The following is a 12,545-nucleotide window of genomic DNA, read 5'->3' on the forward strand; positions in this document are numbered from 1 at the left end:
AGCGCAACCGCGATACGGACTTGATCTCTCTGTAGGAGGATTCTTATGAACAATCTCAACCAAACCCCAAATGCGAACCGGCTGCACATCGCCATCTATGGCAGAAGGAACAGCGGGAAATCCTCGTTGATTAACGCACTCACCAACCAGCAGGTGGCGTTGGTATCGGACATCGCCGGCACAACGGCCGACCCGGTCTACAAGGCGATGGAGGTCCGCGGGTTGGGAGCCTGCGTATTTATCGACACCGCCGGTTTTGACGATGAAGGCGCGCTGGGAGAACTGCGCATGCAGAAGACGCGCGAAACGCTTCCCAAAGCCGATATTGCCATTATGCTATTCAGCGACACAGATTTTTCCTTGGAAAAGTCCTGGCTGGAAGCGCTCAAAAGCAGCGGCGTCCCGGTGATCGCCGTGGTCAACAAGAGCGATTTACAGGACCCCGCTCCGCTGATGGAGCGCATCCGGACCGAACTCTCCCTCTCCCCCTTGGCGGTGAGCGCCGTGGACCGCACGGGGATCCCTGCACTGCTGGCGGAATTGACGCGCGCGCTGCCGGAGGGATATGGTGCGGAGAGCATTACCGGACGCCTGGTAAAGGACGGCGACGTGGTGATGCTGGTGATGCCCCAGGACAGCGAAGCCCCCAAAGGGCGGCTGATCCTCCCACAGGTGCAGACCATCCGCGACCTGCTGGACAACCGCTGTATCTCCATCAACGTGACGCCGGACACGATGGAGGGCGCACTGGCCGCGCTGAAAGCGCCGCCAGATCTCATCATCACCGATTCCCAGGCCTTCAAAACGGTCTATGAGAAGGCGCCTAAGGAGAGCAAATTGACCTCCTTTTCCGTGCTATTTGCCGCCTACAAGGGCGATTTAGATGCCTATGTGCGCGGGGCGCAAGCCGTGGAACGGCTGAACAGCCAATCCCATGTGCTCATCGCGGAAGCGTGTACCCATGCCCCTTTGAGTGAGGATATCGGGCGTGTGAAGATTCCCAATCTTCTTCGCAAAAAGTATGGAAAGGATATGGACATTCAGGTGGTGAGCGGCGCGGATTTCCCGGACGACCTCACCCCCTACGATCTGATTGTCCATTGCGGCGGCTGTATGTTCAACCGCAAATATTTGCTCTCGCGCATTGCGCGTGCAGAGGAAGCGCAGGTCCCCATCACCAATTATGGCGTCCTTCTGGCCAAACTAAACGGCATCCTTGATTCCATCACACTGTGATTTCCATACACCCAAAGAGAAGGAGCTCCATTTCATAGAGAAATGGAGCTCCTTCTCTTTCCCATCAACCCCCTGTGTTCAGATGGAACCCAGGGGGTTGATCTATTTAGAGCTTAGCGTTCACCTAAACCCTTTTAAAAACCGGGCAGCGCAACGGCCCTTTCCTTACACTTTAGACTCGAAGAACGCCTTAATCCCTTTGTAGGTCATATAGATGTCCGTCTTCGAGACAATTTCAAACGGCGAGTGCATGGAAAGCACCGGTACGCCGACGTCGAGCACATCCACATTCAGGTTGGCAATGAACATAGCGACCGTTCCGCCGCCACCGCCATCGACCTTGCCCAGCTCGCCGATCTGCCAAAGCACATCGTTCTCTTCGAAAAGGCTACGGATCTCTGCAACAAACTCCGCCGAAGCCTCCGAAGTGCCGCTCTTCCCGCGGGAACCGGTGTATTTGCTCATTCCAATGCCGTTGTTCAGGAAAGTAGAATTGGTCTTCTCATAAGCGCTTGCATAGGTGGGATCGTACGCCGCTGTGACGTCTGCGGAAAGGCACTTGGACTTGCTGAGTACATGACGCGGCTCCAAGCCCTCCGCCTGGGCCAGATCTGCGATGAAGTACCGCATAAACTCGGAATTCAGGCCCGTGTTTCCGTCGCTGCCAATCTCCTCACGGTCCGCGAGAACCGTGATAATGGTGTGCTGCGGATTCTTGGCGTTCAGCACCGCCATCAGGGACGGGTACGCGCAGACACGGTCATCTTGGCCGTATCCGCCGACCATACTGCGGTCAAAACCGACGTCCGACGCCTTGAATGCCGGGACAAATTCAATATCGGCGGAGACGAAATCCTCTTCCGTCATCCCGTATTTCTCATGAATCAACCGCATGGTGTTCAGCTTGAAGAGGTTGTCCCCTTCGTCCGCACGCACCGGGCGGCTACCAGCCAGAATGTTCAGATTTTCTCCCTCAATCGCCTTGTTGAGCGTCTTGGACATCTGCTCCGTGCCGAGGTGCGGCAGCAGGTCGGTCACACAGAACTGCGGCTCGCCGGGTTCCTCGCCGAGACGAATTTCCACATGCGTGCCGTCCTTCAGAACGGCCAAGCCGTGCATGGAAAGCGGGATGGCTGTCCACTGGTACTTCTTAATCCCGCCATAGTAGTGCGACTTGAAGAGTGCCAGCTCGTCCTTTTCATAGAGCGGGTGGGGCTTGAGATCCAGACGCGGGGAATCGATGTGCGCCGCTGCAATGCGGACACCGTCCTTGCAGCCGTTTTTGCCGATCACAGCCAGAATCAATGCCTTGCCCCGGTTGTTGTAATACACCTTGTCCCCGGCCTTATAGGTCTTTTTGGGATCAAACGCCACAAAGCCCTCTTTTTCCGCGCGCAGAATAGCGGACTTCACCGCCTCGCGCTCGGTCTTGCTGTGGTCCAGAAATACCTTATAATCCTCGCAGAAGGCATCCGCCTTCTTTACGCGATCATCGGAGAGCTTCTGGTATCCATTTTTGCGGCAGATCAGCAATTCCTCGCGGAGCTGCTCCACATCCACCTGTTCCTTTTTCTTAGCCATGAAATGTTCCTCCTATTTCATCAAATTCATAGAGTTCCCTGTATGTTTGATAATTCCGCAGCACAGCGCTTACATACCGTTCCGTCTCCGGATAGGGAATGCGGTTCAGCTCCACGCCGTCCTCGGAAATGCTGGGATCGCTTAGCCAACGGTTCACCGTCCCCATGCCCGCATTATAGGCACTGAGTGCAGTGACCTGTTCAGTATATTCATCCTGCAAAATCTGTAAAAATTTACACCCATAACGGATATTGACCCGCGGCGTATAGAGGTCATCCGCCGTATAGGAAACCCCTTCCCGCAATTTGGTCTGTAGCCAATCGAATGTATCCGGTGTAATCTGCATCAGCCCCCGCGCCCCCGCGTGTGAGGTGGCGTCCGGATCAAAATTGCTCTCTGCTTTCATCACCGCATACACCAGGGCCGGGTCACCCCCCTGCGTGCGGGCTTCTTCCTCCACAATCTCCCTGTATCCCAATGGATAGGCGGTGCGCATAAAGTAATCATGCCCCAGCCGCAATACGGCCGCGCCTATAACCACCAGGACAATCAAAAGAAGGATGGTTTTTACAGATCGTCTCATGGGAAATCCTCCGTTTAACGGGATGACAGCAGGACTTGCAGCAATTTTTCTGTCTCCTGCGGGACCTGGGCGGCGTCAATCCCCCCGTCCATAGCATATGAAGCCCGCTCCGTATAATATGCGTTGGGCTGCTGGGCATCCATGCGGGCGCGCGCCTGCGCTTCTGTGATGCCGTCCCGCCGCATAATCCGCTGCATCCGCAGGGCCGGGTCTGCTACAACCGCCACCGTGACATGGCAGAGCGCATCCGCCCCGCTCTCAAACAGCAGCGCCGCGTCCACCACGACGATGTCCTGGCCGCTGGCTGCAATGCGCCGGCGCACTTCTTTCATGATGAGCGGATGGGTGACGCCGTTCAGTTTTTGCGAGGAAACCGCATCCGCAAAGGCACGTTCGGCCAAAAGTGGACGGTTTAAAATCCCATTGGACGCAACGTCGCTTCCGAAGGCGTCCTGCAACGCCGAAAGGCATGCGGGGGTATCGGTGATTTCCCGCGCAACGCAGTCGCAGTCGATCACATCGCATCCAAGCGAGGCAAACGCCGCCGCCACGGTGGATTTTCCCGCGCCGGTCGGACCGGTCAGGCCGATCACAAAAGGCTTATCCAACGTCGATCACCTCAAATCCCGCGGCACGGATCAGACGGTTGTATACCGCCAACCCCACGCCCTCCGGCTCTGGACAGCGTGCATAGACGGTCTTTGCATGGAGCTGCTCGTCCAACTCCCGCAGTGCGTCAAACAGCTCGCGCGCCTGTTCGCCGCAGTCCTCTTCCCCGCCGTAACAAATCGACGGCACCTGTAGCGCTTTGTCCTCTCCATCGTAACACAGCGCCGCGACGCCGTCCCCTGCATGTGTGTTGACATAGTCGATATAGTGTTCCAAGGAACCGTCCAAAATAATCACATTTGCCTTTGGGGAATAGTGTTTATATTTCATACCAGGGGAAGCGGCGCGCTTTCCGTCCGCCAAAGGGTGAAGGACCGCATCGTCCATCTCCACCTGGCCGAGCACCCCTCGAAGCTGCTCCAACGTAATCCCGCCGGGGCGCAGAAGGCGCGGCGGCTGTTCAGCCAGCGTCACCACGGTGGATTCCACCCCGACGGAGCATGGGCCGCCGTCCAACACGGCTTCAATCCTTCCGTCCATGTCGTTCATCACATGGGCCGCTGTCGTGGGGCTCGGATGCCCGGAGAGATTCCCAGATGGCGCGGCAAGCGGCACACCCGCCGCGTCGATCACTGCACGCGCCACTGGATGGGAGGGAAACCGCACCGCGACGGTATCCAGCCCTGCGCTCACCTCATCTGGGATGCGGGCCGATTTAGGCAGGATGATGGTCAATGGGCCAGGCCAAAACTGTTCGGCCAGCTTTTTGGCTGCTTCCGGTACTTCGCGCACCAGGTCATAAATCTGTTCAAAATGGCTGATATGCACAATCAGCGGATTGTCCATCGGGCGGCCCTTCGCGGCAAAAATCTTTGCCACCGCTGCCCCATCCAACGCATTGGCCGCCAGGCCGTAGACGGTCTCCGTAGGGATGCCGACTAAGCCGCCGTTTTGCAGGATGGCAGCGGCCGTTTGGATTGCACCTGGCGCATCCGCCTGTAAAAGCTGTGTCTGCATATCTATGCCCCCTTATCCCTGGCTTTCCACCGACTGCTCAAGTTTGGCCGCACGGTCCGCCGCCACAAGCGCGTCGATCACCTCATCGAGATCCCCGTTGAGGATGTCGTCCAGGCGGTAGAGCGTCAAGCCGATCCGGTGGTCGGTCAAGCGGCCCTGTGGGTAATTGTAGGTGCGGATCCGTTCGGAGCGGTCGCCCGTGCCCACCTGGGAGCGGCGGTCCGCCGCCACCTTCGCATCCTGCTTTGCCTGCTCGATCTCATACAGACGGGACCGCAGCACCCGCATCGCCTTATCCTTATTTTTGAACTGGCTGCGCTCGTCCTGGCATTCCACCACCATGCCCGTGGGCAAATGCGTGATCCGGATGGCGGACGACGTCTTGTTGATGTGCTGGCCGCCCGCGCCGCTGGAACGGAAGGTATCGATCTGCAAATCCTTTGGATTGATCTCAATTTCGACGTCGTCCACTTCGGGAAGCACAGCAACGGTCGCCGTGGACGTATGCACGCGGCCCTGCGTTTCCGTTTCCGGCACGCGCTGTACGCGATGCACGCCGCTCTCGTATTTCAAGCGGGAATATGCCCCGTCGCCGGAGATCATAAAGCTGATCTCCTTATAGCCGCCGAGCTCCGTCTCATTCACGTTGAGCAGCTCCGTCTGCCAGCCGTGGCGCTCGGCATACATGCTGTACATGCGGAATAGGACGGCGGAAAAGAGCGCCGCTTCCTCGCCGCCTGCACCGCCCCGAATCTCCATGATGACGTTCTTTTCGTCGTTGGGGTCACGCGGCAGCAGAAGGATTTTCAACTCGTCCGACGTGCGGGCGATATCCTTTTTTGCCTGCTCCAGTTCCTGCTCCGCCAATTCCCGCAATTCCTTCTCCAGGCCGCTTTCTTCCAGCAGGGCCAACGCCTCCGCTTCCGAATCTTCCGCGTGTTTATATTCGCGATATTTTTCGACGATCGGGGTGATGGACTTGTGCTCTTTCATCAGCTCCGCATAGACAGCTGGGTCCGCCAAAATGGTCGGGTCGCAGAGTTTTTGGTTCAGCTCTTCATAGCGCTTCTCAAACACCTGTATATTTTCAAACATATCCATTCTCCTTTGCAAATCAATTACATTTTACAGGCAAAGGAGCTAGAGTTCGTCCCCTGTGTTTTCCCGAATGATTTTCTTAATGTTTTTCTCGCATTTCAATCGCGGCAGCATAACCTCATGGCCGCAGGTGGTGCAGCGGATCTTAAAATCCATGCCGGCCCGCAAGACCAAAAATTCTTTGCCGCCGCACGGATGCGGTTTTTTCATCTGTAAACGGTCGCCAGGACGCACATCCATCTGCATCCGCACCTCCATTCTCAAGTGATTTTCATGCGTTCGAGAATATATTATAGCACCAATCCCACAAAACAGACAATGTTTTTTTGGGATTCTCTCCCAACGCAGCCAGCGCGTGCAGAAGCTTCCCTTTTGTGCTATACTATTTCTCAAATAGGCTCGATAGAAAGCAGGGGTTCCATGAACACAAAAGAGGAAATCTTAACACGCCTTCGCCAGACCGAGGGGTATCTCTCCGGCGAACAGCTCAGCGAAACGCTGGGCGTTTCCCGCGCGGCCGTTTGGAAAGCCATTACTGCTCTGCGGGAATCCGGCTATGCCATTGATTCGGCCACGAACCGGGGGTATCGCCTGACCGCATCGCCCGACGTCCTCACCCCAGAGGAGATCCGCTGTGGATTACATACGCGGGCAATCGGCAAAAACATCGTTGCGCTGCAAGAGGTAGATTCCACCAACGAAGAGGCCAAACGGCAAGCGCAATGCGGCGCACCGGACGGCAGTGTGTTCCTCGCGGAACGGCAGACGGGCGGCAAAGGACGTTTGGGCCGCACATGGGAATCCCCAGCGGGCACGGGGATTTGGTTCAGCGTTTTGCTGCGGCCAAGCCTGGTCCCGTCGGAAATCAGCAGCATCACCCTTTTGGCCGGCATTGCGGTCTGCCGGGGCATCCGCTCTGTGACCGGATGTGCGGCTAAGCTCAAGTGGCCGAACGACGTGGTCATTGGAAGCCGCAAGGTCTGCGGCATTCTGACCGAGATGGCTGCGGAAATCGAGCGGGTGGAATACGTGGTCTTGGGCATTGGAATCAATGCCAATACGGAAGCCTTCCCCGCGGAATTGGCGGAAAAGGCCACCTCCCTGCGGATCGAAGCCGGAAGCGCTTTCCCTCGCGCCGCCATACTGCGCGCCGTCTTGGAGGAGCTGGAATCCCTGTTGCTGAACGCCAAGGCAGGCAGCGCCTTCCAGGAGATTCTTGACGAGTATAAATCCCTCTGTGTCTCCCTGAACCGCCGCGTGGGTTTCTTCTGGAACAGTGAGCAGCAGACAGGAATGGCGGTGGACGTCTCCCCCTCCGGTGAATTGATCGTGGAGCGGGATGGAGGCGGCCGTATATCCATCAACGCCGGGGAGGTCGTTGTCCAGGGAATCTATGGGGAACATCTTCCGAATCCGGAAGGCTCGAAACGTGCTTGATCCCGCGTGAAAAAGACGCAATGTACCTTTTTAATGTGTCTCGGGATATTCAGCCCATCGCAAGGAAATAGACGTATGAAGTTTCCCATAGATGGTTGTCTTGTGCATGCTCTCTTTTTTGCTAGAAACATATCGGCCCATCGCAGTGTTACTAGGCTGCAATGGGCCGATTTTTGTTTTCTTATGATTTCCGTTTAAAGCCGTCTTTCAGGGAGACGGAACGGTTGAACACAGGATGCTCCTGGGTGCTGTCGCGGTTATCCGCGCAGAAATATCCCTGCCGCATGAACTGGAAGGACTGGCCGGGCTTTGCCTGCGCCAAGCAGGGCTCCACCTTGCAGCCGGTGAGCACTTCCAAAGAATCGGGGTTGAGCACTTCCAGGAAATCGTGTGCATCCGGGTCCGGCACGGAGAACAGATTGCCGTAGAGACGGATTTCCGCATCGATAGCGGTCTGAACGTCCGCCCAGTGAATGGTACTCTTGACCTTCCGGCCATCCGGCGTATTGCCGCCGCGGGTCTGCGGGTCATATTCCGCATAGACCTCGATCACATTGCCGTCCGCATCCTTTTTGCAGCCGGTGCAGCGCACGACGTAGGCGGTCTTAAGGCGCACCTCGTTGCCCGGGAACAAACGGAAATAGCCCTTTACGGGTTCTTCCATGAAGTCCTCCTGCTCAATCCAAAGCTCACGGGAGAAGGAAACCGTGCGGGTTCCGTCCTCCGGCTTTCCGGGATTGTTTTCCACCTCAAAGGTCTCCGTCTGCCCCTCCGGATAATTGGTGAGAATCAGTTTGACCGGGTGCAGGACGGCCATCACGCGCTGTGCGTGCTCGTTGAGGTCTTCCCGCAGGCAGTGCTCCAAAAAGCCGTATTCCACGGTGCTGTTCACCTTGGAAACGCCGATGCGCTCGCAGAAATTGCGGATGGACGCCGGCGTATATCCACGGCGGCGCAGGCCGCACAGCGTGGGCATGCGCGGGTCGTCCCAACCGGAGACATAGTGCTCTTCCACCAGCTTGCGCAGTTTGCGCTTGCTCATCACCGTATGGTCGATTCCCAAACGTGCAAATTCGATCTGCCGCGGTTTTGCGGGAAGGTCGACATGTTCAATCACCCAATCGTACAACGGCCTGTGGTCTTCAAATTCCAAGGTGCACAGGGAGTGGGTAATCCCCTCCAAGGCGTCCTCAATCGGGTGGGCAAAATCGTACATCGGATAAATGCACCAACGGTCGCCCGTCCGATGGTGGTGCAAGTGGTTGATCCGGTAAATCACCGGGTCGCGCATGTTAAAGTTTCCAGAGGCCAGGTCGATCTTTGCGCGCAGCGTCATCCTCCCGTCCTCGAATTCCCCTGCCTTCATGCGGGCAAAGAGGTCCAGGCTTTCCTCGATCGGCCGGTCGCGATAGGGGCTGACCGCAGGATGCGTCAGATCGCCGCGGTTTTCACGCATCTGTTCGGGCGTCAGCTCGCAGACATACGCCAAGCCCTTTTGAATCAGCTGCACCGCCGCCTCATACATCTTCGGGAAGTAATCGGATGCATAATAGAACCGGTCCTCCCAGGAGAATCCCAGCCATGCAATATCCTCTTTGATCGCATCGACATACTCCACATCCTCTTTGGTGGGATTGGTATCGTCCATGCGCAGGTTGCAAACACCGTTGTATTTCTCCGCTGTGCCGAAATCAATGCAGATGGCCTTGGCATGGCCGATGTGCAAATAGCCATTCGGCTCCGGCGGGAAGCGAGTGTGCACGGTTTGGCCTGCATAGCGGCCTCCCTCGGCGATATCTTCATCAATAAAGTCGTGAATAAAATTGCTCCAGCCTTCGGTCTCCCCTGGCTTCTTCATCTCGTCGCTCATGTTGCCATCTCCTCTTTATTTCTTCAGCTTCTCCAAGCCAATCTCCAGCCTGCGCAGGGATTCCTCCTTGCCCAAAATGGCCAAAATTTCCATCGCGCCGCCGGGTGTCACCTGCATGCCCGCCGCTGCGATCCGCACCGGCCAGAGCAATGTGCCGTTCTTAACCTCCAAGCGCTGGGCCAAGGCGATCAATTGGTCATGGATGGTATCCAACTGCCAATCCGACACGCTTTCCAGCTCTGGAATCGCAGCCTCCAGCATCGTGATGGAATTCTCCAAATTGGTCTTGCTCTTCTTATTGACAAAGAGATCGACCGAATACTCCGGCAGCTCCTGGAAGAAACCGATCATCCCCGGGATCTCCGTCAACTTGGTCACACGAGGCTGCAAGATGGAGGCCAATACCTCCCAATTCATCTGCTTGTCGCCAAATACCTGCTGGAAATACGGCATTGCCGCCGCAATAAACTCGTCCTGTGTCATGGCGCGGATGTATTCCGCATTAAACCACGTCAGCTTGTCATAGTCGAACACCGCCGGCGATTTGCTGATGCCTTCAATGGAGAAGTTTTCCACCAATTCCGGCAGCGTAAACAGCTCGCGGTTTTCTTTTGGACACCAGCCCAGCAGCGCAATATAGTTGGTGATCGCCTGCGGGAGATACCCCTCTGCCATCAAATCGGCAAAACCGGTTGCACCGTGCCGCTTGGAAAGCTTGGACACGCTGCCGTCCTCGTTTTTGCCCATAATCAGGGGCAGATGCACATAGGTCGGCACATCCCAGCCAAATGCTTCGTAAAGCAGGTTGTACTTGGGCGTCGAGGTTAGATACTCGCACCCACGCACCACATGCGTGATGTGCATCAGATGGTCGTCGATGACGTTTGCAAAATTGTATGTAGGATAGCCGTCGGATTTCAAAAGGATCTGGTCCTCCAGCTCGCGGTTTTCAATGGTGATGTCGCCATATACAACGTCATGGAAGGTTGTGGACCCCTCGACCGGCATCTTTTGGCGGATAACATAGGGCGTCCCGGCAGCCAAAAGCCTGTCCACCTCTTCTTGGGGAAGATTGCGGCAATGGCGGTCGTACCCGCCGCCCTCCTGCGCCTCATGGAGCGCGTCCAGGCGTTCCTTGGTGCAGAAGCAATAGTACGCCTTTCCCTCCCGGACCAGCTGCTCCGCATAGGGCTTATAGAGATCCTTGCGCTTGCTCTGGACATACGGGCCATAATCGCCGCCAACATCCGGGCCTTCGTCGTGCTTCAGGCCCACCTGGTTGAGCGTCCGGTAGATCACATCGACCGCGCCCTCCACCAGACGTTCCTGGTCGGTATCCTCAATGCGCAGCACAAATTGGCCGCCCATGGACTTTGCAATCAAATATTCGTACAGCGCCGTACGCAGATTTCCCACATGCATAAACCCTGTGGGGCTCGGCGCAAACCGTGTTCTCACTGTCTCGTTTTGCATTCCTAAATCCGCCTCTCCTTTTGATCGGCGCGCCGGAAAAGCTCCAGCGCAACCCCTCACGCCCGAAGGAACCCTCCGGCGTCTCAATTCTTTTATTATACCAAATATACGCAGGATTTCAATGTTGATTTTCCAGGTATTCCACATATTCCTCTAAGCAAAAGTGGCGTTCCTGCATCGCTTTCGCGTGTTCCACCCCTACATAGCGATAATGCCATGGTTCAAAGCGAATTTTCGTGATCTCCTGTTTATCCTCCGGATAGCGCAGGATAAATCCATATTCCGCCGCGTGTTCCGTCAGCCATTCGTATTCGGGGGTGGTATCAAAATTCTCCCGGACGCCGTTCAAATCGATCGCCAACCCCGTGTTGTGCTCGCTACATCCCGGCCGCGCCACGGAAAGCGCCGCGACTGCCTCCGCCTGCTGCTGCCCCATCCCATTGCCCAGATTTTCTTCTACCGCCCGATCAAACAACTCGCTTTGCCGCTGTACACTGCGATACCCGGAGGAAATCCACAGTGAGACGCCGTCCGCTTGGGCGGCCGCCTGCATCTGTTGAAATGGCTCCACAATGCGCTCGTCCACATCCACGCCGTATAGATTGACAATATTGCGATGGAAATCCTCCGGCATGGTTTCCGCATAATTGACTAGCACGATCCGGTCGTCTTCCGCCGGGGATTCCTCCGGCTTTGCATTTGCCTGTGCCGCCCCGCTTTTCGGCGGTTGTGCGGACGAGAAGGCCGGTTCGCTCTCGACCTCGGATACTGCCGGGGCTTCTTCCGGTTTTGCCGAAGCCTGTTCCATAGTAAAAATAAAAACGGTGCTCACTGCCGCTGTGGTGAGGGCTGCGGCGACCAAGGCTCCAACGGAAAGAAAAAACATTTGTACTTTGGATTTTCTTTTTCTCATTGATTGCTTCATCCCTGTTCTTCAAGCTTTGCGGGGTGTATTTCCCAAAACTATTGTTACACAAAGCAGGGAAATCATACCGCTTTTGCTGGATAGCCAGGTTTTGACAATCCGGAACCTTCATGTTTTGCCCCTTTTCCGTAAACACTAGTACCACTTATGCAGATAGGAGGAAAAACCATGGAAGATTTACCGCTCGGCTTTGGCATGGCCTTGGCACAGCGCTCCGAAGCCATGCAGCGCTTCTGTGCGCTTACCGATGAAGAGCAGCGTATGGTTATCGACCATACCCATCAGATTCATTCCAAGCAGGAGATGCAAGCCTTTGTAGACCACTTGGCCAACCATTCCGCACAGGGCTGACCGCACCAATTCCCATCCATTTCATAGACCGGCATACAGCGAACTACAAAAAGGGGCGAACGTCCGAAACGCTGTATCCTATTTTCTTCTATTTTGGGTGGGATCAATGAACGATTGTTGCTATGGAGAGAAACTAATCGCCGCCGGGACTGCCATCGCTTTCCAGCTTGCACAGGAATGTCCGCCAGAAGACTTGGCTTTGCTCGGTAACTTATTCCAAGTAATCGGCGAACAGCTTGGACTGTTATCCGGCACAAAGGCGGCGTATCAAGAGCATTACAAATTGTGCCGGCCAATATGTCCCAAAGGGAACGAATAAACGCAAACCGGAAAAGAAAAATCCGCATCGTGCATCTACACATGCG

At 56.0% G+C, this 12,545-nt stretch carries 12 protein-coding genes; 3 read left to right on the plus strand and 9 right to left on the minus strand.

Annotation, left to right across the window (positions count from 1 at the left end):
- Window positions 1-45 precede the first annotated feature (45 nt).
- Window positions 46-1,236, plus strand: coding sequence for a [FeFe] hydrogenase H-cluster maturation GTPase HydF (gene hydF, locus B5F54_RS00315; RefSeq protein ID WP_087228870.1), 1,191 nt, complete (start codon window positions 46-48; stop codon window positions 1,234-1,236).
- Between the two features lie 165 nt (window positions 1,237-1,401).
- On the opposite strand, the gene B5F54_RS00320 is transcribed toward hydF, so the two are convergent.
- The 6 genes from B5F54_RS00320 to B5F54_RS00345 are packed head-to-tail and all read right to left on the minus strand — an operon-like array spanning window position 1,402 to window position 6,364.
- A complete protein-coding gene (locus B5F54_RS00320; RefSeq protein ID WP_087228872.1) occupies window positions 1,402-2,817 on the minus strand; it encodes an aminopeptidase in 1,416 nt (471 codons plus the stop codon).
- Window positions 2,810-3,400: a lytic transglycosylase domain-containing protein gene (locus tag B5F54_RS00325; protein WP_087228875.1), complete on the minus strand. Its 591-nt coding sequence runs from the start codon at window positions 3,398-3,400 to the stop codon at window positions 2,810-2,812. Before B5F54_RS00325 ends, B5F54_RS00320 begins: the two co-directional genes overlap by 8 nt.
- 14 nt (window positions 3,401-3,414) lie before the next feature.
- A complete protein-coding gene (gene coaE, locus B5F54_RS00330; RefSeq protein WP_087228878.1) occupies window positions 3,415-4,008 on the minus strand; it encodes a dephospho-CoA kinase in 594 nt (197 codons plus the stop codon).
- Window positions 4,001-5,026: an L-threonylcarbamoyladenylate synthase gene (locus B5F54_RS00335; RefSeq protein ID WP_087228881.1), complete on the minus strand. Its 1,026-nt coding sequence runs from the start codon at window positions 5,024-5,026 to the stop codon at window positions 4,001-4,003. Before B5F54_RS00335 ends, coaE begins: the two co-directional genes overlap by 8 nt.
- Before the next feature lie 12 nt (window positions 5,027-5,038).
- The gene (gene prfA, locus B5F54_RS00340; RefSeq protein WP_087228883.1) at window positions 5,039-6,121 is read right to left on the minus strand and encodes a peptide chain release factor 1; all 1,083 of its coding nucleotides are present in this window, start codon (window positions 6,119-6,121) and stop codon (window positions 5,039-5,041) included.
- Between the two features lie 45 nt (window positions 6,122-6,166).
- Entirely contained in the window at window positions 6,167-6,364 is a 198-nt protein-coding gene (locus B5F54_RS00345; protein ID WP_087229560.1) for a DUF951 domain-containing protein, read from the minus strand.
- Window positions 6,365-6,544: 180 nt separating this feature from the next.
- On the opposite strand from B5F54_RS00345, the gene B5F54_RS00350 reads away from it, so the two are divergent.
- Window positions 6,545-7,561, plus strand: coding sequence for a biotin--[acetyl-CoA-carboxylase] ligase (locus B5F54_RS00350; protein WP_087228886.1), 1,017 nt, complete (start codon window positions 6,545-6,547; stop codon window positions 7,559-7,561).
- A 181-nt stretch (window positions 7,562-7,742) separates the two neighbouring features.
- On the opposite strand, the gene B5F54_RS00355 is transcribed toward B5F54_RS00350, so the two are convergent.
- The 3 genes from B5F54_RS00355 to B5F54_RS00365 all read right to left on the minus strand — a co-directional run bounded on the left by B5F54_RS00355 (window position 7,743) and on the right by B5F54_RS00365 (window position 11,817).
- Window positions 7,743-9,431, minus strand: a complete 1,689-nt coding sequence (locus B5F54_RS00355) for a glutamine--tRNA ligase/YqeY domain fusion protein (RefSeq protein WP_087228889.1) — start codon at window positions 9,429-9,431, stop codon at window positions 7,743-7,745.
- A gap of 15 nt (window positions 9,432-9,446) precedes the next feature.
- On the minus strand, window positions 9,447-10,904 hold the full coding sequence (gene gltX, locus B5F54_RS00360; RefSeq protein WP_087228891.1) for a glutamate--tRNA ligase: 1,458 nt from the start codon (window positions 10,902-10,904) through the stop codon (window positions 9,447-9,449).
- 118 nt (window positions 10,905-11,022) lie between these two features.
- Complete coding sequence (locus B5F54_RS00365) at window positions 11,023-11,817, minus strand: M15 family metallopeptidase (protein ID WP_172749475.1); 795 nt, start codon at window positions 11,815-11,817, stop codon at window positions 11,023-11,025.
- 180 nt (window positions 11,818-11,997) lie between these two features.
- Between B5F54_RS00365 and B5F54_RS00370 the strand changes: the two genes are divergently transcribed.
- On the plus strand, window positions 11,998-12,180 hold the full coding sequence (locus tag B5F54_RS00370) for a hypothetical protein (protein ID WP_087228897.1): 183 nt from the start codon (window positions 11,998-12,000) through the stop codon (window positions 12,178-12,180).
- Window positions 12,181-12,545 lie beyond the last annotated feature (365 nt).

This window comes from Anaeromassilibacillus sp. An250, assembly GCF_002159845.1.
GTDB classification, from domain to species: domain Bacteria; phylum Bacillota; class Clostridia; order Oscillospirales; family Acutalibacteraceae; genus Anaeromassilibacillus; species Anaeromassilibacillus stercoravium.